Consider the following 23095-nt stretch of genomic DNA (forward strand, 5'->3'; position numbering starts at 1 on the left):
ATCAGCGGACCCCTGATCTCTTGACCTTGCCCCACCTGACCACAACTTGTTCGTAAATGGATCGAATCTGCTGAGCCTTGCGATTCCATGTATAGCGCTCGAGCACTCGCGCCAAAGCCCGCGCGGAAAGCTGCCGTCTGCGCTGAGCGTCGTTCAGCAGCTCCTCGATGGCCATCCGGACCGATTGGATGACCGACGCACGCGAGCCCAAGGGGATGCGGTATCCGGTATCTGCATCCACCAGCTCGCCCGGCCCACCATAGTCCACCACCACCGGGACGACGCCAAGAGCCATCGCTTCCAGCACCACGCCGCCGCCAAACTCTCGGATACTGGGAAACCCGAGCACATGGGATCGGCTCAGAACGCCTCTGACGGCTTCGTGTGACTGCCACCCGTGCAACGTGACACACTCCGAGAGCCCGTGCTGGCCCACGAAAGATTTGAGCTCGGCCATCATCGGGCCATCACCAACGATGTCGGCACGGACCTGCCCCGCTTTCAAGAAGGGCAGCAAGGCTTCCAACAAAAGGTCCGGACCTTTGTAGGGGACCAGGCGGCCGACGAAGCAAACATTCAGCGCGCCGCCTTCTGGCTGCGCCGGCCGCGCAGCGAGAAACTGCTCGCTGATGCCATTTTCCGGCATGTAGAACACATCATCGCGACGGCCTAGCCGAGACAGCTCTGTCTGCGTGTGCCTCGAGCCGGCGATCACGGCAGCAGCGCGCGAGACCGTCGAACGAACGCCTGGCCAAAACTTGTAGGCCGACCGGACGTAGGACAGCCATTCCTTTTCCTTGCGGCGCACATCACCATATCCGGGGGGCCAAGGCAAGCCTCCGTTCAGTGGCCCCAGGATGAATGGAACACCGGCCTTCAAACACTTGCGATGCAAGGGGCTGGGCGCCGTTGGCGTCAGAGGGGTCAACCGATGCACCACGTCGAACTCCCCTCGGTGGATGGCATCGCGATATCGCTTCCACACGAGGCTTTCAAAGTACGGGTACACCATGCTGCTCAAGGCCGTCTTCGTGGTCCAGCCCAGGGTGCTGCCGCCTCTGAGCACGCCAGCCAGGGCGTACATCGGGCGCTCGACCCGTTCGGAATCGATGGCGGTGAAATCGATGCCTTCCCTCAACCCCTGCCGCAGAAATGCATCTCGGTTGCGAACCTGCGTGACGATGTGTGCATCGACCTCTTTGGCAATGGCCGTGGCCAGGGACCAGCCGACCAAGGGGACGCTGACCCACTCGGGATTGGCCTGCTCCGCGATCAAAAGAACTCTCATGCCGAGCTCCGAGAGTGAACTCGCCCATGGGCCGCCAGCAGCCTGACCAACCTGCTGGCTTGGGTGTCGATATCATGCCGCTCCAAGGCGCGTCGATGGGCCGCCCGCCCCATGTCGAGAAGCTGGAGACCATCGGCCTTCAGGCAGGCCCTCAACGCATCTGCAAGACGTTCCACATCACCGGCCGGGGCCAACCAGCCGCACTGCCCTTCAAGCACCAACTCCGGAATTCCCGCCACAAAGGTCGCCACCACCGGCCGGCCCAGGGACATGGCCTCCATCAGAACCACCGGCAGGCCTTCGCAGAAGCTGGGCAGCACCAGCGCGCGCGAACGCAGGATTTCTTCTCTGACCTGGTCGCTGCGGATCCACCCCGTCACACGGACTTGGTCGGCGATATCCAGTTCCTGGGCCAAGCGTTCGATCGCGGGCCTGAGCTCACCATCGCCGGCCAGCACCAGTTCGCACCCAACGCCTTCGTCCTTGAGTCGCCGCAACGCATGCAGCAACAGGAGCTGCCCTTTCTCCGGGCTCAAGCGACCGACGCAAACCAGCCGAGCCGCATCGACCGGCTGGATGGTCACACCCTCATGAAAGCTTCGGTCCAGTCCGCAGTGAATGACATGGATCTTGGACCACAAAGACGCATCGCACCATCGATACAGCTGAGCACGCCCATAGGAACTGACGGCCACCACGAAGGCCGCCCGGCGAATTTTCTCGGGCAAGCCGATGAACTGGGGTTTGTCGGTCTCACCAGACCCATGCGCCGTGAAGCTGTAGGGCAAGCCGGTGAGCACCCCCGCCAGCATGGCCACCTCGGCCGGATTGGTGCCGAAATGGGCGTGCACATGGGACACGCGGGCCGCCTGCAGCCAGCGCGCCAGCAGGCAAGCCTCGGCCAGATAGATCCAGTGCACGGGCAAGGGGCGGTCGGATCTGCGGCTCATGCGTGTGGCCAGCCACCAAGCCCGCATGAAGCGTCTGGGGGCCGCCACAGCCATGCGCAAGCTTGCCAGCACGAGGGCCACCACACCCGCATGAAGCACATAGCGCGTCTTGGACCGCTCGCTGACGTCCTGTGGGTCGACGAGCGGCTCGTCCCAGCCTCTCAACGCAAACCGTTCGATGATCACGCCCTGACGCTCCAAGGCGAGGATCTCGCGGCGAATGAAACTGTGACTGACCTTGGGATACTGGTTGATCAGGTAGGCCACGCGCAGCGCCTGTCCCCCAGACGCAGAACGAGATTCAGACATAAACACGATGGCGATGACACCAATGCACCAGGACATAGAGTGCCCAGATGCGTGACCAATACAGGCCGGGCGCCCCCTGTTTGAAGGCACGCCACAGCCGGGCGACGTTGTCGGGGTCCGGGCCGGCCGGTCGCACCAGATCGGGGTCATTCAGTGTGTCGTCGATGCGTTGGCCCAAGCGGCTGCGCAACCAGTGGTCATAGGGCAGTTCGAATCCCGACTTGGGACGCTCGAACAACGCCGCAGTCAGGCCTGTGAGGCCGACACGCCTGAGCAGCGCTTTGCGACATAAGGCATACGCCATTTGATACAGACCCAGCAGATCGGCTCCACGAGCCACCATGTCCGGTAGCTTGGCCCAACGGGTCTGGGGGGGAAACCCACCGCAAGAAGGCTGAAGCATCGCGGCCATGGCCCGGGCCAGCGCATGCTTGAGCGAGACTGGGATCCACCGCGTCCGGCGGGCCCAATGCGCCAGAACGGGCAGGTCCCGAAAACTCGCGTAGCCGCCAAAAAGCTCGTCGCCACCGCTGCCAACCAAAGCGACCTTGAATCCCGCATGGGCCACCGCATGCGACATGAAATATGAGTTCAGCCCATCGAAGCTCGGTTGATCGAGGCTGGACAGTGCATCCTCCAAACGGGAAGTGAACAGAGATTCCGTCAACAAAAGTTCATGGTACTGGGTGCCGATGGCCTGAGCGACGCGTCGGGCATGATTTCCCTCGTTGTGCTCTGCTTCCTCGAACGCCAGTGTGAACGTGTGCACCGGGGTCTGCGAGGACCGTTGTGCCAGATTCGCCACCACCGAGGAATCCACGCCCCCGGAGAGGAAAATGCCCAGGGGAACATCGCTGGCCAAGTGCAGGCGCACGCAGTCCTTCAGCGACGCTGCCAGTTCCGCTTCAGAGGCGGGGACGCCATCCTCTGAGGGCAAGCGCCAGTATGGGCGGCGCTCGACCAGCGCGCCCCGTGCGTCGAGCACTTGCAGCTCACCGGGCCAGAGGGTTTCGATGCCTGAAACGATGGTCCGGGGGGCCACGGTAAAGCCATTCCAGACGACACAGGCCACGCTAGCCAGATCCAAGCGAGGTTGGGCCATCAGGCCACTGGCCAGCAACGCACGCACTTCGGAAGCAAAGGCCACCGACCACTGACCCGCCGGATCAGGGTTGCGCATGATGTACAGCGGCTTGATCCCCAGCGGATCGCATGCCAGGATGAGTCGACGCTCCCGCCGGCACCAGTATGCAAAAGCAAACATGCCCCGCAGCGCAGGGATGCCCGCAGTACCTTGCAGACTCAGCGCACGGAGCATGACGGCCGTATCCCCGCTGGAGCCCAGCTCAGATCCACCATGGGGCAACCGGGCGCGCAACTCGAGGTAGTTGTAAATCTCTCCGTTGAGCACCACCACATCGCCGGACATCGGGTCGATCATGGGCTGCACGCCGTTGGGCGAGAGGTCGAGAATGGCCAAACGTCGATGGGCCATCATCGGCCCCCAGCCTCGCTCATCCGGCTCGGCTTCCCAGAACCCATCGGCATCGGGGCCTCGATGCCTCATGGCATCGGACATTCGCCGTAACGCGGCGCGGTGATTCTCGTCGATGTACCCAATGATGCCAGCAATGCCGCACATGATTCGTCAAGGGATGAAAACGGGAGGCATGCGAGAAATCAATAGGGCAAGGGCTCATAGAGTTGGCGCATTTCCTGCACCGCTTTACGCTTGCCAACGAGCAGAACGCGGCGGTGGTAACGCCTCAGAAAGGCCCGGAACGCCACATCTTGATAGCGGGGCTTTCGCTGGATGGCACTGCTCAGCCAGCCCCACAGCATGGCCAAGCTTCCGAGCACATAAGGTTTCTGATGGATGCGGGACACGGCACTGGCAGCCATGAACAAGAATCCGGTGCCCATGAAATACTGCCCATAGCCATGACGCATACGCCCGGTGAGGATGCCTCTCTGGCTGGATCCCATGGGCCGCAAATGAATGAAGCGCAACTCGGGCTCATCCCAGCTGCAGGCCTGCCACCCACGCATGCGGCATTGATGGCAATCGATGCCGTCCCACATCACCTCCCGAACAAACCCACCAATGGCCCGAAAACAGGCTGTCCGGTAGAACTTGGTCATGCCCAGAGATGTGTCATCTCCGTGGCGCTCGCTGATCAGTCTGCCGCCTTCTTCGACATAGGCTTTGCCGCTACACGTGGCGATGCTGCGGTCTTCGTTCATGCGATGCATCAAGATTTCGAAATACCTCGGGGGCAGCCGCAGATCGAGATCGAGCTTGCACAGAAAGTCGTACTCCGCAGGATCGATGGCTGCATAACCGCTGTAAAAGGCATCCACCACTCCGGGGCCGACGGCGCGGTAACCACGGTCGGCTCGCGTGATGACTTCGATCCAGGGGTAGCGCTGCACGTACTCTTTCAAAATCGTTGGGGTATCGTCCGTCGATCCATCGTCGACGATGACCCATTTCGCCGGTAGCACCGATTGCGCCAAAACACTGTCCAACGTCTGGCGCATATAGCGGGCCTCGTTGCGGCACGGCGAAATCAGGACGTAGCGCTGGCCACTGTTCATGGAGACTTGTCCACCTTCGGGAGCCAGAAGGTCAATGGCGCCATGGGCTCCCCAGCAAGTTCAATTTGAACCGGGTCAGATCGTCATAGCGACCCACCGGTATGCGGCCAATGGCAAAGAAGGGATCGCCGCGACGCCACAGCCCTTTTCGGGTGGTCAGCGCCGTTTGAAAGCCCACAGACCGGGCGCATTCCATCAGCGCTCGGTTGTGATTGCCATTGGGATAGGCAAAGTGAACGATATCGCGCCCGGTCCACTCACGCAGCCGCCGAGCCGAGAGCACCATGGATGCCAAGGCATCGTCGATCGAAATCTGATCGAGCAAGTTGTGACAATCGGTATGAGCGCCAAGCGTCACCCAAGGAGAACGCGACAGCTGTCGCAGCTGCTCGATGCTCAGAGGCGCAAGCGGCTCGAAGTCGCTGCGTCGATACGGCTGCAGCTGACGCACCACGTCATCGGCCGCCACTTCGCGCTGCTCAGGGCCCAGCCCTTTGAGCGCTTGCAGTAGCGTCCCCAGCAACTGCCAGCGCACCGGACCGGATCCGGTCGGCACGACGAAGGACTCCAGGCCGTAGCAGGAAAGCTCGAGTGTGACGGCCTGACAAACCTGCAAGGCATTCATCACGCGGTCGAACCAATACGGACGACCATTTGCGATATGTCCGGTCGCCACATAAATCGTGACCGGCAAGCGCAACCCATCCAGCAGAGGCAGCAGGTATCGGTACAGGCCGGTGTGTCCATCATCGAAGGTCACGACCACTTTGGGGCGAGCAGAATAGGTGCTGCCGCGGACGTGGGCCACCGCCTCATCCAAGGAAACGATGTCGTAATGCAGCCGCAGCCATTGCATCTGCGCAATGAAATCGGACCGGCGAACGACGGTCCATGCGTCGAATTGCTCGTCGTCAGGCCCCAGGGTGTGATACATCAGGACGGTCACCGGATCGCCACGCAGCACTCGGCGACGCGCTAGGGCATAGATGCCACCGGAGGTCAGGACTCGGCGACCCAGCTGCTTGGGAAACAAAGCTGTCAGTGTCGCTAGCGGCATGGAAGGATGAACCCGCAATCACGTGAATGGCCACGGCGGACAATGTTCGGCCACCTACCGAGCGGCCGACGCACTGGAAGAGTGCTCTGGATTATTTCCTCGACCCGGGCGGCGTACGACCCCCTACTTGGGCGTGTACCGGTCAGGCGATCCTGCGTCACACTGCGCTCGCCGACGGGGACATGGCAGTGCTCGGCGCAATCCGTCCCGTCCGTCGGCACTCGTCGATATGGATGCCAGCATGTCCCGTTCGGTGCTCGGTCTGATTCTCGTCAATGTGCTCTTGACCTCGATGGCACAAATCATCCTCAAAGCAGGCATGAGTGCCGACACGGTGCAAGCTAGCTTGGCCCAAGGCGCTCGATGGTCCACGGCCTGGACGGTCGGGACCCACCCATTCGTACTGTGCGGTTTGGCGCTGTATTTCGCTAGCGCGGTTCTCTGGCTGCTGATCCTCGCCAAGGTCGAGGTCAGTCTGGCTTATCCGTTCGTGGGTTTGGGCTTCGTCATCACTATGCTGCTTGCTTGGTGGATCCATGGAGACAGCCTGACTCTCACACGCATCGCTGGCACCGTGCTCATCGCCGTCGGTGTAGCAATACTCGCGCATCAATGAGCCGAATGAACGCCTTGCATCACGACGTGCCGCTTTGCGTCGATTGTGACGGCACCCTGCTTCGCACGGATTTGCTCCACGAAGGCGTGCTTTTACTGCTCAAAAACGCCCCGTGGAAGATTTTTCTCCTGCCGATGTGGCTCTTGAAAGGGAAAGCCTATCTGAAGGCACGGCTGGCGCAATCCGTGTCATTCTCATGGAGCACGTTGCCGCTGAACGATGATGTGGTCGACATGGTACGTCGAGCGCGCGTGGAGGGGCGAACCGTCGTCCTGGCCACGGCTTCACACCGGTCTCAAGCCGAAGGCATCGCCAGCCACCTGGGTCTGTTCGACGATGTGGTGGCCTCCGATGAGAAGGTGAACCTCTCGGGTCAAACCAAGGGCCAGGACTTGGTTTCTCGCTACGGAGAGCGTGGCTTCGACTACCTCGGCAATGACCGGGCGGATCTACCCGTTTGGCAACATGCTCGCCGAGCCACAGTGGTATCTGCCAGCGATTCACTCATCCAGGCCGCGCGGCGAGTCACCGAAGTCGAACGGGTGATCACCCCGATTCGTCCGGGCTCGATGACTTACCTGAAGGCACTGCGAGTTCATCAATGGCTGAAGAATTTGTTGGTGTTCGTCCCCTTGATCGCTGCGCATGCCTGGGGCCGCATCGACGAGTTGCAAGCCGCTGTGATGGGCTTCTTGGCGTTCAGCTTATGCGCATCGGCCGTCTATGTGCTCAATGATCTCGTCGACTTGGAGTCCGATCGTCGGCACGTGCGCAAACGTTTTCGGCCTTTTGCTTCCGGGCTGATCCCCATATGGCAAGGCTGCTTGATGGTCCCGGTTCTTTTGGCAGGCGCTTTCGGTATCGCAGCCTCACTGCCTGCCAGGTTTTTGCTGGTCTTGGTCTTGTATTTCTTCCTGACGCTGGCCTACTCGCTTCTCCTGAAGCGGCAGGTCATTGTGGATGTCTTAATGCTTGCTGGCCTTTATACACTGAGGGTCATCGCGGGCGGGGCTGCCACGGGCATCGTGCCGTCGTTCTGGCTGCTGGCTTTTTCCATGTTCATCTTCCTGAGCTTGGCGGTAGTCAAACGCTACTCGGAGTTGTTGGTCACGCTGCAGCAACGACAGGGGCAGCCTGCGGGACGTGGCTACACCGTCAAAGACCTGCCCGTCCTGATGTCGATCGGGACGGGATCTGGCATGGTGTCCGTGCTGGTGTTCGCCTTGTACATCAACAATCCGGAGATCTCCAAGACCTATGGCAATCCCCTTTGGCTATGGCTGGTCCCCCCCTTGTTGTTGTACTGGGTAAGCCGGCTATGGATGAAAGCGCACCGCGGCGAAATCGATGATGACCCGGTGGTTTTCGCCGTACGAGACTGGCAAAGCCTGTTGGTCGTCACCTTGTCCACCATATTTTTTTTGCTGGCATGACGCGCCATGGACTCAAAGCGAAGGCCTTTCATACACCATGGTCCAGTGCCCATACCACCAGCGATCGATGCGACTGTTGTAAATCCGGCGCAAGCCGTGCGACGCGACCCAGGCATCGACTTGATCGGGGCCGACGTGATGCACCCATTGGCGAGCCAGCACCAGGTCATGCATCTGGTTGGCAAGTGCGCGCCAATATGGACGGCTTACCATGTCTTTGATGATCAAACGACCACCCACGGGAACCCGATCGCATAAAGAGGCCACGAAACTGCGCTGATGTGGAGATGGCACATGGTGGATCACATCCACGACGCTCACCACATTCCAAGGTCCAGAAGGTATGCCATCTTCAATGGATCGAACCTGAAAGTCCAGGCAGTCCGCCAGCCCAGAATCCCGTGCCGCCCGCTGAGCAGCTTGAATCGCGGGTGCAGCCACATCGAAACCATATCCCTTGTCGACTCTGCCTTGACGCGCAAGCAGCAACAGAAACAATCCTGCGCCGCAGCCAACGTCGAGCACGCGAGATCCCACAGGAACCTGCTCCATCACATCTTCCAAAGGACAGATGTGTGGACGAAGCCCCTGAAACAGCCGCACCCTGGCGTTGGGCTCGCGTCGATACACGAACCGAGCCTCGGTTGCAAGAACCGCTGCGTCCAACCGAGACGATGAAGGGATACGGTTTGCAACCATGAGGTGGCGTCCTCGGAAGATCAATGTGAACGCAAGACCCGCCCAGACTCATGGACGGCGCGCGCAAGCCGCGACGAATTACGCCATTGGTGAGTGAGATGGGCCATGCCGATTCCAAAAAACATCGCAATCTGACCCGCAAAGTTCAGGTGGTAGCGATCCTGAGACACGACAACCGCATGAATCACCGTGTAAGCGACGACCGTCAGCATGACGGGTGAGAACACAACGCGCACCCATCCTTCGCGACGAGAGATCACCCAAACACCGTACAGGCTCATCAGGAAAAGTGCAGCCCATGTCACTTGGGTAAATCGTTTGAACCATAGCACGGAGGACTCCCCGAAGCGCTGAGCAATGCCTTCGGCGTTCCATCCCACTCCGATCGATTCATTGCCGTAAAGCAAAAACAATTTTCTGAAAGCACGAACGACGAATGCCACCGGATCGGCCAAGATGTACTCGCGCGCCATGGCGCCCAGCACGCGGGCTTGCACGTTGTCGGGCAATTCCGCAATGGATGGGGGCACGTTCATGTGGCTGCCTCCGGTGCCTGGCGTATTACCCATCCATAACGTGATGCCTCCATTGGTGGAAATGAGAACCAGCTCGCCATAGAGCTGGTAGTTGCGCCAAGTCCATGGGGCAATCACCACAGCCATGACCACACCTGCCATCAGAGCCGTTCGTAGCTGATGCCCCAGATGACGACGGGGAACCGACGAGGTCAACACCATGGCCATCGCGTACACGCCCGGCAGCATGAGCGCTTGGGGGCGAACCAGAGCAGCCATGCCCAAGAGCAATCCGGCCCAGGCTCCCCGCCGCCAAACCGAGCCTCGAGGCATCGTCCAGACATCCAAGGCCGCCACCGTCAACGTTGCGAACAGCAACTCACTGGCCAAGATGGTGGTGAACATGATCAAAGTAGGCCATGCTGCCAACAAACCGGCACACCACAGGGCCGCCGACTCCCCATAAAAACGGCGGGCGACCCGAGCCGAGGTCAGAATGAGAGCCACGGAGATCATGATGTGCACAACGACCAAGCTCGCGTAGCCATAGCCGAACATCCAGTACATCGCGGCATAAACGAACGATGTCCCAGGAGGCCAGAAAGCGAATGGATGCTCCGGCGTCCAGCCAAACACGGCGTGCTCGACGAGGTTGCGAGCAAATATGTCGTAGCCGGCACTGTCCGACAGCGGGATCACTGGGATGAGCAGGGCCCACACCAGTCTCAGCGACACGGCCATGACAATGATCCACATCAAGCGTCGGGCATCGGACCAGCGCTCTTCTCCACGTGAAAACAAAGCATCTTGCATCGCGAGATCCTGTCTATTGGCATTGCGGATGCCCATGCGCTTTGAGCAATGCACGCACTCGATCGGGCTGCTGGAATCGCATCATCTTGCCAAGCAAAGACTTCTTCATAAACGGAAAACCGGCGTCCACAAGCTCGAAAGGTCGCCGTAGGCACGGATCGTCGATCGACGTCCCATCGCTGTACCAATAAGCGCCCACCGACATGGATTGGTAGGCCACGCGAGCCATCAAGAGCTCTTGGACCCAGATGACCTGATCAGCCCCATCAAACGCATGATCTGAAAAAAAGACTGCGCGTAACTGACTCAACCGAGTGCCGGTGACATGCCGAACGATGAAGGCATACGACTGAAGATGGTTCTCATTGAGCGCCGACCCAGTAAAGCCGGTCAGGTCCCAACGCGCCTCCCGCAAGAAAGGCAACACGGGATGAAACGGACCGAACATCGAATCATTGAGAAGGAGCACGTCCGCATGAGGGGAATGCTCGGCAATCGTCTCGAGTGCCAAGGTGTAAGCAGAAAAGTCGTACCCTCCCAACCCTTTCCAATACAGAGCATTGGCATACGAATGCAGCTCTTCGGGAACAGCAGACGCGTCGGAAGTGGCGCACACGACGAGAACGCTGCACCCCTCATCGCGCAAGCGGCTCAACGTGAAGCGGTGGGCTTCACTCAACTGACCCCATGGAAGGAAAATGAAATAGGCCACCCAACGCTCACGGGCAAAGGCCGGCTTGATCGCCACCGAGGGGGGCCTCGGACGCCGGTAGAACCGGCAAGCGACCCATCGCTTCCAACGAATACGCAAACTTGGTTCGCTCGGCTCGAAGTCCCACCATGTTCGAAGGCCCGCGACATCGCCAAGGCGCAAACCACCAGTCACGCCCCCACCGTCCGATGACTGTTGCAGCATGGCGTTCATCAGGTTCAGCCTCCCAACACAATCTGCATGGAGCGACCAAGCTGGCCGATCAAATCACGCTTTTCGCGTAGCGGGCGAGGACCAAGCAGCGTTCGGATCGCGACCAGGATGGCCGACGTGAGAATGATGGCTTTGGCAGCGAACGCGTGGACGACGCCTCCATGTTTGCGAAAGTAGCGCACCTGGTTGCGCATGAACTCCGCCCTCCACAACGGATGGCGAACGATGGAGGCACTCCCCACATGAAAGATGCGCGCCTCGGCCAAGAATCGAATCGGACGCCCCGAGCGCCAGATGCGCAGGCAAAGATCCACATCGCTATAAAACAGAGGCATCGATTCGTCGAAACCACCGATGGCATCGACGTCGCTGCGACGCATGAGCAGGCACGCACCGGGCGGCTGCTCTACATCGGCTGACGACAGGTGGTCGAAGTCTTTCATCGACGCATGGTCGCGGTATCGTCGAGCGAACTCGAACCGCTCAAAACCGAACTGGTCAATGGCGACTTCGATGAGCTTTGGGAACCTTCGGCAGATGGGCTGTACGCTCCCATCCGGATTGTCCAGACGAGGAGCGACGGCCCCGTAGGCCGGGTGGGTTTCGAGAAACTCCATCATCCGTCGCAATGCCTTCGGCGTGACGATGGTGTCGGAGTTGAGGTAGCAAATGTAGCGCCCCTTGGCAACGGACGCTCCCTGATTGCACGCCTTCGAGAAATACTCGTTGCGCTCATTGCGAATGAGCAACACCTGCGGGAACTCTCGTGCCACCATGTCGGCCGACCCATCATGGCTGCCGTTGTCCACGACAATGACCTGCAGCGTGCAGCCCTGGTCTTGATGGAGGAGCGACCGCAGGCAGTCGCGCGTCAGTTCCAGAGTGTTCCACGAAGGAATCACCACGGAAATGTCCGGCTGCACACCTTCAGAGTCCTGCAGATGGAGACTGTTCATAGGCATGGGAGCGTGTTTGAGTTTCTTCGGCGGGTGGCCTGACCTGCTGCAACCATTCGCCTGCCATCTTGGCCAAAGGCCATCCAAACACTGCGGTCGCAAGCAAGGCCTGGGCAAGCAACCGCCACGCAGGGTGGAGGTGTTGCAGGATTCCGATCTGCGCGGGCAACACGAGGATGAAACAGACGGTCATGGCGATGACCAGGGTGTAGCGCAGCTCAGGCCACACGTCGAGCAATTGGATGCGCCGCGCCAGATACATGGCCAGCACGAGCTTGATCAGGTCAGACAGCGCAGCGGCCCACACCGCACCGACGAGCCCTCCCCAAGCGATTGCCGGCGCAAGCAAAATGCAAAATGACGCCACCTTGGTTCCATTGACGGCTGCCACCCAGTGGGCTCGTCCGCTGGCCAGGAAAGCCGCGCCATAAATGCCATCGATGATGGCAAACCACGCGCCAATCGACAGAATCACGATGTAGGTCCCGGCATCGGCGTAGCGATGGTCATACGCCAAGTCCACGAAGCTTTGAGCGCAAACGATCACGGCCGTCACCAGGTAGGCACCCGCCAAGAGCATGGGAGGCTTGGATCTGGCCACGATCCGACTCAGCGGTTCATGGCGATCGAGCATGCGTGCATACAGAGGAAAGGCAATCGCCATCTGTAAACGCCCCATGAGCATGGGCGTCATGATCGCCAGGCTGGCGGCAATCGCGTACACGCCGACTTGGTCCAGTGGAAACAAGCGCGCGAAAACCAACTTGTCGATCTGCAACGCAAAAAAGCTGATCACTGTGCTGAGGAACACCCACTTCCCGAAATGGACGATGTCGCGCACCGCAGACCGATCCCAACAGAATCGGTTGCCAGCGCCAGGAAGCATGAGATGGCTGAGCACGCAATGCAGCAAGGCGCTGACGATCGCCCCCAGGGCCATTGCCAGCACGGAACGAGTGACCCACGCCGTCAACAGCATGACAACCATGCCGCCGAGTTGCGCGGCCAGCTCGATGAACGTCACCCGCGACAAGTTGACATGCCGCGCCGCGGTCTTGAGCTTGGTGGACTGGAATGCGTCCACCAGTGTACCTATAGCCACCAGCGGAATCAGCCATCGAAGGTTCCAAGCGGCAGGATCGTTTTGAGCATAGAACGCTGCCACTGGCCATGCCAAGGCTGTGGCCACCGCGGCGAGCACGAGGCCACGCAGCACTTGAAGTGTCCAAGCCGTATCGAGAAAATCCCTCTCGTCGCCGCGCTTGTTCTGAACGATGTTCGGCCCCAATCCGATGTCGGAAAACATCACCAGGCCTTGCATGATGGCCGCCACGATGGCCATCAATGCGAAAGCTTCTTGGAAGAGAAGCGCGGCCAAAAGGATGTTTCCAACGAGGCGGCCCACCTGCGAAAGACCAAATCCCAGCAGCACCCAGGCCGTGCCTTGAGCGACCCGATGACCCAGATCCTTCGCACCACTGGCTTGGGTGGATGATGAGGATTGCGATGCAGTGAGTGCAGCGGGTTCGGACATGGGCGTCTTTCTCACGGGGGGCTTTACTGCGACAGGGCCCCGAGATAGGGGTTGTCATGCCGCGCACCGTAGGTCGCAGCGCGAACGTCCGCATGTGATTTGTCTTTGACAGATGCAGCATCCGCTTGGCGGACAAAGGTCACGCAAAGTGCCAGCAGCATCCAGTAGAACACCGGGATCACGGTGATGCTGCTGACCGTCGCGATCGTGACGGCCACCCCCACCAGCGCCCCCAGCAGGGATCGCCCCAAAGGCTGAAGCTCTTCGTCTCGACAGGCCGGTTTGCGCAGCGAACGCCACAGCAGCAGCCCTATCCACAAGAAAGGCGCCACGAACAAACCCAGGCCCACCGCACCGGAAGACAAGGCCACGCCGATGTAAGTGTTGACGATGTCGATGATGCCTTGGCCTTGGCGCATCACCTGCATCGCGGGGTGCAACAGGAAATCGGGCACACCAAAAATCGGACTTTCCCAAAACACGATCATCGACACATCGAAAAGCCGTTGTCGATACTCGACACTGCCCGGCTCCACCGTACCGACGAAGGGCAAGAGATCAATGAAATCGTCCGCATACGGCGTCAACAGCAAGACGCCAAACCCCATCGCGCCCAAGACCACCAAGGCCACCAGACGCTTGAGGCCCCCGGGCCCCAACGCCATCGCGGCCACGATCCCGGCAGCAGCCCCCACCCAAGGGCCTCTGGACAAGGCAGCAAACAATCCTGCGGCCAGCACCAGCATCGAAAACAGCGCTTGCCACCGTGCAGCCAACTGTCGTGCGAGCCCCATCGAAAAGATCAGGGCGATCATCATCGTGTAACCCAGCGCAATTGCGTTGAGCGAAGTGACATTGGCCCGCAAGGCTCCGCCTTCCCCTCGGGTGAGGTACATCGGCAGTGAAATCGGTAAACCGAGGGCCTGGCGCAGACTTTCGTACAGCAGCCAATGGCGCGTCATCTCGAAGACCGCGAGCACCGCAGTGATGGACACCGCCAGGGTCAAGGATGCCATGCATTCTTTGAGCGCTGCCACGGACCTCACCGTGCGCGTGACGACGAAGTAAGGCAACCAAATGTCAAGCCAGAGATAGAACCCGAATCGCATCGTCCCGGTGACCGAATCGAACATCGACCGGTGCACGAACGAATACAGCAAGTAGGTCAGCAGCAAGCCATCGCATATCCGCCACGGTCCACTTGCCGGATCGGACGGCTGCCTCGCCAAGCGCAGTGCGGCAGGCAGCAAGATGGCCAGATGAAGCATGCGCACATGGTTGATGGCGAAGATGTGTTCCATCAGGCCCATGCCGGGGATGGGTTGCTCGAAGCCTGGAACCGCCACGACCAATAGCGCATACAACGCCGCCGGGTTGTGTTCTTTTTTTCCAGCCATCAGCAACACGAGGCTGGCGAAGATGGTGTACAGCCAAAAGTCGTGGGACAAGAAGGCCAGCAGCGTGACGGCAAACCACAGTTTGCAGCGACGATTGAAGTCCTCCCTGCCCATCAAGCGGCCAACCACTGCCCGGCGAGCCACCCAAAACGCTGGAATCGCCACCCCCAGCACGACGATGAGGGCCCTGAAATGCTCTGGCATGACCGATGACCTGCGCGTTTCAAAGACCCCGAGTCCAGCGTTTCCGCGTCGATCCTGAGCGACGATGCACCGATGTGTTGGATGCCATCATCGAGTCTTGGCCCGACGCGATGGCACAGTGTTCAATACCGTGCCGGGCAGCTGGATGCCCATGGCTTTCATTTCAGCCATGAACTGACGCAATGGCTCCACCCTGGTATGACCGTTACGCGCCACCGGCAAGGCAGCACCAACACGTGCAGAGATCAAAAGGGCATCCTCACCGTCGGACAAACTGGGGGTGTCGATCAACACGACATCGAAACTGGCCCGTGCACTGCCAAGAAAGTCGGCAAACCCGATTTGTCCCAACAATTCCAGTGGATTGGGGGGTGTCGGCCCGGCAGGCAGCACGAACAATCCGGCCAAGTCCGTGATGTGAACGATGGCCTCGTTGCCGCATCGGCCCGACAGCAGCGTGGACAATCCGTTGCGGTTTTCCAGTGCGAAGAGTTCATGCACTCTGGGTTTGCGCAGATTGGCATCGATCAAGAGCGTGCGCTCCCCCGCTTGGGCAAACACGACGGCCAAATTGGCAGCCAGATAGCTCCTTCCTTCTGACGGGCTGACGCCGACCACACACAACATCTGCCGTCTATCGGCTTTATTCAGCCAATGCAATGTCAAATGGTTGCGCAAGGAGCGAAACCGTTCGGCCGCAGGGCCGAACGGTTCATAGGCCGTCTCCAACTCGGCACTGAGCAGACGCTCTCCGGGACTGGGCCTCAGGTAAGGAAAAGCGAACTGCGCGGCCAAAGCATGTTGAACATCCTCTGGCGAAATCAGTTCGAGCTTGACGGCCATCTCTCCAAACCGCATGCCGTGCTGGCGCTGCGCTTGGAGCACACGATCAATGTCGTGAGCCTTCAGCTTGCCCGCATCCACCAAGATCGCCCCAATCGGCCGACTGATGCGCTGGAGGGCTGGGACGACAGACATCGACATCTTCATGCACTGCTTCCCGGCAAACGCAAGACGGTTGGCCCACTGGGCGGATGGGACCGGGGCAGCATTGGGCGATGCCTGGTTCGAGTCGGTTTGCCTCCAAACGCCGCAATCAGGGGAACGCCTTCGACACCATCCAAATCTTCCACGCCCCGGATGCGCCGATCCCACAACTCCAACCCTAAGGCCAGCAACAACCCCAAGCCCAATCCTCCGGCCAGGGATCCCAATATCCCAACCTTCACCTTGCGGCTGACGTACTCCATGGGTTCGATGGCCGGACTGAGCATGCGCAAAAACGACTGGCTCGACTGGCTTTCGAGATTGAGTTGACCGGTGCGTTGGCGCACGGCGTCATAGGCTCTTTGCGCAGTTTCCACGTCGCGCATGAGCACGGCGATCTGGTCCCTTGCCGCGCGCATTTCCAGCAATCGACGTTTCTGTGCCTCGATCATTGATCGCAGCGCTTCGACTTTCTGGGCGCTGGCGCGGCTGACCACCGAGGTGCTGTTGGACACACGGCGGATCTCGGCATCCAGTTGTTGGCGCAATTCCTCGATCTGAGCCTCCAATTGGATACGTTGCGGGTGGTTGCGCCCCAGGTTGCGGCTGATCTCGCTCAAGCGGGCTTCGGCCTGACTGAGTTGACTGCGGATCTGGGTCACCCCCGGATTCATGAGCACATCCGGAGACGCTTCACCGGCATTTCTTTGTCGCGTCACGGCATCGACTCGCTCGGCTTGAGCCGCCGCAAGCTCGCTCATCAGGGCATTGAGCCGGGCCGTTTCTTGGTCCAGCCGCTCGTCGGTGACCACGATGCCTGCTTGCTGTTGAAACTTTGAAAGCCGGGCTTGGGCGGCCTCAAGTTCGTTGCGCAATGCACGCGCTTGGTCTTCGAACCAGGACGCCGACTGCCGGGCCGGCCCCACACGCATCTCGACCGACACATCGATCGCCGCCTGAGCCAAGGCATTGGCGGCGGCCGCCGCGACAGCGGGCTCGCCATGCGAGAACTTGACTGCAATCACATTGCTGCCGCGCACCGGTTCCACCGTCATGCTGCGCTGGATGAATCCGGCGAGGTAGCGGTCCAGCGGCATCTTGGCGTCGGTTTTCTCGCGCCAGTCTTGGATCACCTTGGGATCGTCGAGCATGCCCAAGGCTTTGACCACCCGCGCGGCAACGACATCGCTGCGCAGAACTTCCAACTCGGTGGCCATGCTGAATGGCGCCGCCAAGCCACCCAAGACCGGGTCGGGTCGCATGTCCACCACCAGCCTGGCCTCGGCGGTGTACTGCTTGGGCAGGCTCAGCACCGTGGCGATGCCGGCAGTCGCCACGGTGACGAACACGGCCAGGACCAGCCACTTTCGGGCCCAGATCATCCGCAGGTACTGGAGAGGCGTCAGTTGGGGCATGGTGCGGGCCTAGAAAATGGATTCGCGGACATAGATCACGTCGTCACGCTCGACGACGTCGGTCAGCTTCAGCTCCAGCACACGCACGTTGCCATGGCCGTCTTTGCGGTGCACACGCAAGCCACGTTCGGTGCCGCGCTGCGTCAGTCCGCCGCCTTGGGCCAGGGCTTGCATCAGGGTCGTGCCGCGCTCGAGCCGATAGGCCCCAGGGCGCTGGACTTCACCGTAGATGTAGAAGACCGGGTTGCGGTCGACGAACAAGGTGTCTCCATGGGCCACCACGACATCGAGATCGGCCCGCCCGCCTTGCAGAACCGCCGGCAGGTCGATCTCCAGCCGAACCGGCTGACCATCGCGCATGCCGGTCAGTGTCACGATGTTGCCCCCTTCCGGGGTGATGCCGCCGGCGGCGGCGATCATTTCGGACACCTTGGTATTGACGCTCTCGATGGGATAGCGACCCGGCCGCGCCACTTGACCCAGGATCGAGACCTGCGCACTGCGCACTTGCACGAGCAGCACGCTCACTTGGGGGTTGTTGACGAAGTTGCCTTCACGCAGCAACCGTGCGATTTCGCTCTGTGCCGAGGTCGTGGACCGTCCAGCAAGCTTGATCGTGCCCACCAGAGGAAACGCAATTTCGCCAAGCTCGGAGATGCGGGTTTCCAGGCTGAGGTCGGGGTTCTGATACACCGATATGCGGATCACGTCGCCCGGGCCGAGGATATGCTCGGCGCGCTGAGCCTGGGCGGCCGAACACAGCCCGAGCAAGAAAGACAGGAGGATCAGCCAGCGTCGCATCATCGTGTGTTTCCTAGGAGTCAGTCGACGGGTGGACTCGTACGGCTTCACGGACCGAAGCGAAACCCACGGCAGCACACACCTGGACATCCACCCGGCGCAACCCAGCGCCCAGGATAGGACTCGAAGGCAGTCTAGCCCCGCCACCTTGGTGCGGGCCAGCCCTCAATTAAGGGAGAAGGTCGAGGAAGAAGGGAGGATGAGACCTCACTGCAGGGCCTGGACACCGGCCAGCAGCCAGCCCTGATGCCCACCACGGGCTTTCGTGAGGTTCCAGATTTCGCGGAAGGGAGAGGCGCCAGCGCTCACTTCCTCGCGGATCATTCCCGAGAATTCGACACTGGCGAGATAGTGGCCCCCCAGGTCTTCCACGCCGAGCAAGGTGGCCTGCAGGGTCACGACATCCGTGCGGTTGGGCCGATCGCCCCGTTCGGCAAGCTGCGCGCGCACGTTGGCCAGCATGTCATCGGTCATCAGCTCCCCCAGTCGGACCAGATCGGCCTCGTCCCAAGCTTGCTGAAGGATGACGAAGTTGCGCTTGGCTGCATCCAGGAAGCTGACCGAATCGAAACCTTCAGGCACCCCCCACCACGGGGTCGGCACACGTTCGCTGGGCTGCGACGTACGGACGAGGTGCACACTGGACTCGGGAGCGAAATGCGAAGGATCGTATTCGCTGTGCGCCAACGAGGATCGCGTCAGGCGACGGCCACGCCCCGGCACTGCGGCCGACGCGGTCGGCCCGGCCAGGGGCCGGCGGCGCCAGCCCCACCAGGCCAGCCCCCCGACCAATGCAGCCAAAGCCAGTCCAAGCAACCATTCGGCCACCCCACCCCCCCATCCAAGGGAATGGGTCAGTTGTGACAGGCCGAGCCCAGACGCCAAACGGGAAAGCACACCTGCATCAGCCTGCGGCTGGGCCTGGGCCAGACCAGGCAGACTTCCGGTCAAGGCCAGCCACAGGCCCGGCCACGGGTCGGCTTGCCCACTGGTGGCCCGGCGGTCTCTTGGGCCCACCTCAGCACTTGATACCGACATGCAGGGCCACCACGCCAGCCGTGAGATTGTGCACGTCCACATGGCCAAAGCCCGTCTCCTTCATCAGTGCCTTGAGCGCCTGCTGGTCCGGGTGCATGCGGATGGATTCGGCCAGATAGCGGTAGCTGTCGGCATCGCCGGCCACCCATTGGCCCAGTCGCGGCAACACATTGAAGGAATACCAGTCGTACACCTTGGACAAGGGCGCAGCCACTTTGGAAAACTCCAGCACCAGCAGCTTGCCGCCAGGCACCAGCACTCGGCACATCTCGGCCAGCGCTTTGTCCTTGTGCGTCATGTTGCGCAGACCGAAGGCCACACTGACGATGTCGAAGCTGTCGGAGGCAAACGGCAAGCCCTCGGCATCGCACAACGCGGTGGGCAGCAAGCAGCCTTCGTCGATGAGGCGGTCGCGGCCCACGCGCAGCATGGATTCGTTGATGTCGGTGTGCACGACCAAGCCAGTCGGTGCCACCCGTTTGGCGAACCCACGCGCCAAATCGCCCGTGCCGCCGGCAATGTCGAGCACTTTGTGCCCGGGACGGGCGCCCGAGACGGCCAAGGTGTATGCCTTCCAGACCCGATGCAAGCCCGCCGACATCAGGTCGTTCATCACATCGTAGCGCTTGGCCACCGAGTCGAACACGCCGCGCACCCGTTGCGCTTTTTCCGCTTCGTCAACCGTCTGAAATCCGAAATGTGTGGTGCTCATGGTTCACATCGTAAGTGCGGCCGCAGCGCACCGCGCCGACAACCCCGTGGGGCCACGGGACATGGTGAAGTCCTCAATGAGGGTGCCCGCATCCCCCCGTGGTCTTGTCCGGCATGGGCGCGTCGCGATCGAGTCCGGCTTCGGCCAGGCGGCGCTCGTAGTCGGCCCACAGTCGATCCTGCTCGGCCCCAAGGAAGTAAAGGTAGTCCCAGGAATAAATGCCGGAGTCATGGCCGTCGCTGAAGGTGGGCTGCACGGCATAGTGGCCGACCGGTTCCAGCGCGACGATCTCGACTTCGCGCTTGCCGGTCTGCAAGACCTCCTGCCCCGGGCCATGGCCTTGCACTTCCGCCGAGGGGGAATACACCCGCATCAATTCGAACGGTATGCGGAAATGCGCTCCATCGCTGAAACGCAGCTCGAGCACCCGCGAACGCTGGTGCACCGTGATCTCGGTGGGAACGGGGGAGGATTTGTCGAGGCCAGCCATGAAGTCATTCCAAGCGCTCGGGCGCTTTGCAGACAGAGTGCATGCAGTGCTTTGGATGAGCTGCAAGAGCGACTCAAAACACCAGGGACACGTTCACATGCAGTTTATCGTCGCCTGGAATGGGCGAGGTGGGAAGAAGGTTGTGGTCGGCGCGGCTGCCCGTCACCACGCGGGCATAGTCGGCCCGCAGGCTTGCCCCGCTGGCGTGGGCATATCGTAAGCCCAGCCCCATGCTGGCCAGGCGGTCCTCGCGGCGGCGCAAAGGGCTGTCGGGCTGATCGCTGCGCACCCAACCGGCGTCGATGAAGGCCAGCGCACGCAGCCCCGGCCACCGTGTCGGGGCGGTCAGCTCCAGTGTGGCTGCCATGCCGGAGTCCCCATACAGCGCGCGCTCGGGCACGCCGCGCACCGAACCGATGCCGCCCAGCGCAAAAGCTTCACCGGCCAACAACAGGTCGGTACTGCTCTGCGCCTGCAAGCGACCCGACAACTGCCAGCCAGGGCCCAGCGAGGTCGTGGCCTGGGCCGCGCCCCGCCAGGCCGTCCAACGGGTGGTCTCGATCGAGGGGTTCTCGGTCTGATAGGCAGCCAACTCGTTGGCCCGACCGTGCGGCAGGTTGAACGCCAGTCCCAAGCGCCCCTCCCAAGACCAGAGCCCGTCGGGTTCTTCTTGCTGCACCGCATACTCCAGCGCCAGCACCCGGGTGCGGCGATCCGAAGCCCACGACCCGCTGCCGGCCAGCTGGCCAGCACGAAACAGACGGTCTCTGAGGCTCACCGAGGCTTTGGCACGCCAGTCGATGGCAGCGGCCAAATGGTAGGTATAGCCCAAGGCCGTTTCGTGGCCCGCCCCTACAGACACAAAGGTCGAAGGCGCCTGCTCGGCCGGCTCGAGCCCGAAAGGGCCGACCCCATCGGTGCGCATGTGCTCGACCGACACCACGCCCCCCCAGGCATACACCGGCACGCGGTAGCGCAGGCCGAATTGATCGATGTCATGAGGGCGATCCGTCGAGCTGGCGTAAACCCCCACGAAACGATGGTCCAAGCCGAAAGGCTTGTCATGCCCCAAGGCCATGATGAGGCGATCGCGCCCGGTGTCTGGCGTGCCGTCGTTGTTCCACGCCACGCCGGCGTGCCAGGGCCGACGCTCTTGCACCTGCACGGTGGCCGACACGGTGTCGGCGCGGGCCCCTGGCGAAAGCGCCACTTGCAACTGGCGCGAGGGATTGTCATTGGCGATGACCATCTCGCGTGCCAGCCGTCGCAGGTTCGGGGTGGTCTGCTCTCGAAGTTCGGGCAGCGCCGCGCGCACTTCGGCGACGTCGAAGTACCGCCCCGCCCCTTCGACCCGGACGCTGTCGATGGTTTGCCGCAGCACCTGCAAAGTGATGGTGTCGGAGAGGTTCTGCGGCGGCAACACCACCCGGTACAGCCCATGGCCTTGGTCACGCAGGGCCTGCTCCAGCGCCGCCCCCACCCGTCGCAACATGGCCGGCGAGCTTTCACGGTGCAGGAAAGGCGCCAGTAATGCCGCGGTATCGGCCGCGCTGAGCGGATTGTCCCCCGTGATCGCAAAGCCCTTGATGGTCGATGGCGCGTCCCCGTGCTGCAGTTGGGCAGACGCCGCCGGTCCTGCAGCCGCCAACGCCAGGGTGAGCCCCCCCAACCGCAGGGCGGCACCACGCGCCATCAGAAGAATGTCCCGGGAATGCACCCTCAGGCCATCCTGCAGGCGTGTCAGGAAACGATCGATGCAAGCGAAATCCATGAGCCTGTGGCCGGCATGGCTGCCGGAGGTCCAAACCACGGATTACATCACCGAAGCCTTCGGTGGCCAACCCTCGTCCTTGGGGAGGGCGCCGCCGCTCAGGGCCACCCGCCCAAGGCCAAGGCCATGGCCATGGCCCGATCCACCGCCGGCAGACGCTCTCGCAAACGACCAAGCGCCGCGGCCTCGACCCCGCGCTGGGCAGCGCCCCACACGGGCTGCGGAAAATGGCTGTCCCACTCGAAGCGGGCGATCACATGCCAGTGCAGGTGGGGCACGACATTGCCCAACGAGGCCAGGTTGATCTTGGTCGGCGCCAACTCACGGCGCAGCACGCCCTCGATGGTCATCAGCCATGCCAGGCAACGCTGCTGCTCGGCCGGCTCCAGATCGCTCATCTCGCAGGCGTGTTCACGGCGCACGAGCCGGTAAAAGGCCGGAAAGGCTGCGTCGTCCACTCGAATCACGCGCCAACCCGGCAGCTGCGTGACGATCCAGCCCCCCGGCTGATGGCACAGCGGACAACCGGTCACCGGGTGCCGAGCGGCTTCAAAGTCGTCGCACCAAGACGCTTCCGCTTGCATGGG

The 23095-nt window shown here is 61.5% G+C and carries 20 protein-coding genes and 1 pseudogene; 2 read left to right on the plus strand and 19 right to left on the minus strand.

Going from position 1 to position 23095, the window contains the following annotated elements; translation table 11 throughout:
• Window position 1 precedes the first annotated feature (1 nt).
• The 5 genes from F615_RS0109320 to F615_RS0109340 are packed head-to-tail and all read right to left on the minus strand — an operon-like array spanning window position 2 to window position 6202.
• A complete protein-coding gene (locus F615_RS0109320) occupies window positions 2-1276 on the minus strand; it encodes a glycosyltransferase family 4 protein (RefSeq protein WP_019560914.1) in 1275 nt (424 codons plus the stop codon).
• 8 nt (window positions 1277-1284) lie between these two features.
• A complete protein-coding gene (locus tag F615_RS0109325; RefSeq protein WP_211211797.1) occupies window positions 1285-2547 on the minus strand; it encodes a glycosyltransferase family 4 protein in 1263 nt (420 codons plus the stop codon).
• Window positions 2540-4189 carry an asparagine synthase (glutamine-hydrolyzing) gene (gene asnB, locus F615_RS0109330; protein ID WP_026330186.1) on the minus strand — a complete coding sequence of 550 codons (1650 nt, stop codon included), beginning with the start codon at window positions 4187-4189 and terminating at the stop codon, window positions 2540-2542. Before asnB ends, F615_RS0109325 begins: the two co-directional genes overlap by 8 nt.
• A gap of 38 nt (window positions 4190-4227) precedes the next feature.
• Window positions 4228-5145 (minus strand): glycosyltransferase family 2 protein, encoded by a 918-nt coding sequence (locus F615_RS0109335; protein ID WP_019560917.1) that lies wholly within the window; start codon window positions 5143-5145, stop codon window positions 4228-4230.
• 31 nt (window positions 5146-5176) lie between these two features.
• Window positions 5177-6202 (minus strand): polysaccharide deacetylase family protein, encoded by a 1026-nt coding sequence (locus tag F615_RS0109340; protein ID WP_083932439.1) that lies wholly within the window; start codon window positions 6200-6202, stop codon window positions 5177-5179.
• Window positions 6203-6443: 241 nt separating this feature from the next.
• On the opposite strand from F615_RS0109340, the gene F615_RS0109345 reads away from it, so the two are divergent.
• Window positions 6444-6818, plus strand: a complete 375-nt coding sequence (locus F615_RS0109345; RefSeq protein WP_026330187.1) for a DMT family transporter — start codon at window positions 6444-6446, stop codon at window positions 6816-6818.
• A gap of 5 nt (window positions 6819-6823) precedes the next feature.
• Complete coding sequence (locus tag F615_RS0109350) at window positions 6824-8251, plus strand: UbiA family prenyltransferase (protein ID WP_019560920.1); 1428 nt, start codon at window positions 6824-6826, stop codon at window positions 8249-8251.
• A 12-nt stretch (window positions 8252-8263) separates the two neighbouring features.
• Here the strand turns inward: F615_RS0109350 and F615_RS19665 are convergent, their stop codons facing one another.
• The 14 genes and pseudogenes from F615_RS19665 to F615_RS0109425 form a co-directional block, all read right to left on the minus strand.
• On the minus strand, window positions 8264-8881 hold the full coding sequence (locus tag F615_RS19665; RefSeq protein WP_169452425.1) for a methyltransferase domain-containing protein: 618 nt from the start codon (window positions 8879-8881) through the stop codon (window positions 8264-8266).
• Between the two features lie 89 nt (window positions 8882-8970).
• Window positions 8971-10278, minus strand: coding sequence for an ArnT family glycosyltransferase (locus F615_RS0109365; RefSeq protein WP_019560923.1), 1308 nt, complete (start codon window positions 10276-10278; stop codon window positions 8971-8973).
• A 13-nt stretch (window positions 10279-10291) separates the two neighbouring features.
• Window positions 10292-11203, minus strand: coding sequence for a hypothetical protein (locus tag F615_RS0109370; RefSeq protein ID WP_156824592.1), 912 nt, complete (start codon window positions 11201-11203; stop codon window positions 10292-10294).
• Between the two features lie 5 nt (window positions 11204-11208).
• Window positions 11209-12159, minus strand: coding sequence for a glycosyltransferase family 2 protein (locus F615_RS0109375; protein WP_033371173.1), 951 nt, complete (start codon window positions 12157-12159; stop codon window positions 11209-11211).
• Window positions 12131-13693: an oligosaccharide flippase family protein gene (locus tag F615_RS18115; protein ID WP_083932442.1), complete on the minus strand. Its 1563-nt coding sequence runs from the start codon at window positions 13691-13693 to the stop codon at window positions 12131-12133. Before F615_RS18115 ends, F615_RS0109375 begins: the two co-directional genes overlap by 29 nt.
• Before the next feature lie 23 nt (window positions 13694-13716).
• The gene (locus F615_RS18120; RefSeq protein WP_019560927.1) at window positions 13717-15294 is read right to left on the minus strand and encodes an O-antigen ligase family protein; all 1578 of its coding nucleotides are present in this window, start codon (window positions 15292-15294) and stop codon (window positions 13717-13719) included.
• An 87-nt stretch (window positions 15295-15381) separates the two neighbouring features.
• Entirely contained in the window at window positions 15382-16284 is a 903-nt protein-coding gene (locus tag F615_RS0109390; RefSeq protein WP_019560928.1) for a polysaccharide biosynthesis tyrosine autokinase, read from the minus strand.
• On the minus strand, window positions 16281-17696 hold the full coding sequence (locus F615_RS18125; protein ID WP_019560929.1) for a Wzz/FepE/Etk N-terminal domain-containing protein: 1416 nt from the start codon (window positions 17694-17696) through the stop codon (window positions 16281-16283). Before F615_RS18125 ends, F615_RS0109390 begins: the two co-directional genes overlap by 4 nt.
• Before the next feature lie 9 nt (window positions 17697-17705).
• On the minus strand, window positions 17706-18500 hold the full coding sequence (gene epsE, locus F615_RS0109400) for a polysaccharide export protein EpsE (RefSeq protein ID WP_019560930.1): 795 nt from the start codon (window positions 18498-18500) through the stop codon (window positions 17706-17708).
• Between the two features lie 204 nt (window positions 18501-18704).
• A pseudogene (locus F615_RS20765) lies at window positions 18705-19085 on the minus strand (Tim44 domain-containing protein); the annotation flags it as partial.
• Between the two features lie 430 nt (window positions 19086-19515).
• Window positions 19516-20247, minus strand: coding sequence for a bifunctional demethylmenaquinone methyltransferase/2-methoxy-6-polyprenyl-1,4-benzoquinol methylase UbiE (ubiE, locus tag F615_RS0109410; RefSeq protein WP_019560931.1), 732 nt, complete (start codon window positions 20245-20247; stop codon window positions 19516-19518).
• A gap of 73 nt (window positions 20248-20320) precedes the next feature.
• The gene (locus F615_RS0109415) at window positions 20321-20737 is read right to left on the minus strand and encodes a gamma-butyrobetaine hydroxylase family protein (protein ID WP_019560932.1); all 417 of its coding nucleotides are present in this window, start codon (window positions 20735-20737) and stop codon (window positions 20321-20323) included.
• Window positions 20738-20810: 73 nt separating this feature from the next.
• Entirely contained in the window at window positions 20811-22508 is a 1698-nt protein-coding gene (locus F615_RS0109420; protein ID WP_019560933.1) for a ShlB/FhaC/HecB family hemolysin secretion/activation protein, read from the minus strand.
• Window positions 22509-22606: 98 nt separating this feature from the next.
• Complete coding sequence (locus F615_RS0109425; RefSeq protein WP_019560934.1) at window positions 22607-23092, minus strand: HIT family protein; 486 nt, start codon at window positions 23090-23092, stop codon at window positions 22607-22609.
• Window positions 23093-23095: the final 3 nt, after the last annotated feature.

This window comes from Caldimonas manganoxidans ATCC BAA-369 (assembly GCF_000381125.1).
Classification (GTDB): Bacteria; Pseudomonadota; Gammaproteobacteria; order Burkholderiales; family Burkholderiaceae_C; genus Caldimonas; species Caldimonas manganoxidans.

Excerpts from the sequence above, each read along its gene's own strand:
- F615_RS0109335 (WP_019560917.1), bottom strand. The coding sequence starts at position 5,145 with ATGAACAGTGGCCAGCGCTACGTCCTGATTTCGCCGTGCCGCAACGAG.
- ubiE (WP_019560931.1), bottom strand. The coding sequence starts at position 20,247 with ATGAGCACCACACATTTCGGATTTCAGACGGTTGACGAAGCGGAAAAA.
- F615_RS0109415 (WP_019560932.1), bottom strand. The coding sequence starts at position 20,737 with ATGGCTGGCCTCGACAAATCCTCCCCCGTTCCCACCGAGATCACGGTG.
- F615_RS0109365 (WP_019560923.1), bottom strand. The coding sequence starts at position 10,278 with ATGCAAGATGCTTTGTTTTCACGTGGAGAAGAGCGCTGGTCCGATGCC.
- F615_RS0109390 (WP_019560928.1), bottom strand. The coding sequence starts at position 16,284 with ATGAAGATGTCGATGTCTGTCGTCCCAGCCCTCCAGCGCATCAGTCGG.
- F615_RS0109420 (WP_019560933.1), bottom strand. The coding sequence starts at position 22,508 with ATGGATTTCGCTTGCATCGATCGTTTCCTGACACGCCTGCAGGATGGC.
- F615_RS0109350 (WP_019560920.1), top strand. The coding sequence starts at position 6,824 with ATGAACGCCTTGCATCACGACGTGCCGCTTTGCGTCGATTGTGACGGC.
- asnB (WP_026330186.1), bottom strand. The coding sequence starts at position 4,189 with ATGTGCGGCATTGCTGGCATCATTGGGTACATCGACGAGAATCACCGC.
- F615_RS0109375 (WP_033371173.1), bottom strand. The coding sequence starts at position 12,159 with ATGAACAGTCTCCATCTGCAGGACTCTGAAGGTGTGCAGCCGGACATT.
- F615_RS0109345 (WP_026330187.1), top strand. The coding sequence starts at position 6,444 with ATGTCCCGTTCGGTGCTCGGTCTGATTCTCGTCAATGTGCTCTTGACC.
- F615_RS0109340 (WP_083932439.1), bottom strand. The coding sequence starts at position 6,202 with ATGCCGCTAGCGACACTGACAGCTTTGTTTCCCAAGCAGCTGGGTCGC.
- F615_RS0109325 (WP_211211797.1), bottom strand. The coding sequence starts at position 2,547 with ATGTCTGAATCTCGTTCTGCGTCTGGGGGACAGGCGCTGCGCGTGGCC.
- F615_RS18115 (WP_083932442.1), bottom strand. The coding sequence starts at position 13,693 with ATGTCCGAACCCGCTGCACTCACTGCATCGCAATCCTCATCATCCACC.
- F615_RS18125 (WP_019560929.1), bottom strand. The coding sequence starts at position 17,696 with ATGCCCCAACTGACGCCTCTCCAGTACCTGCGGATGATCTGGGCCCGA.
- F615_RS0109370 (WP_156824592.1), bottom strand. The coding sequence starts at position 11,203 with ATGAACGCCATGCTGCAACAGTCATCGGACGGTGGGGGCGTGACTGGT.
- F615_RS0109425 (WP_019560934.1), bottom strand. The coding sequence starts at position 23,092 with ATGCAAGCGGAAGCGTCTTGGTGCGACGACTTTGAAGCCGCTCGGCAC.
- epsE (WP_019560930.1), bottom strand. The coding sequence starts at position 18,500 with ATGATGCGACGCTGGCTGATCCTCCTGTCTTTCTTGCTCGGGCTGTGT.
- F615_RS18120 (WP_019560927.1), bottom strand. The coding sequence starts at position 15,294 with ATGCCAGAGCATTTCAGGGCCCTCATCGTCGTGCTGGGGGTGGCGATT.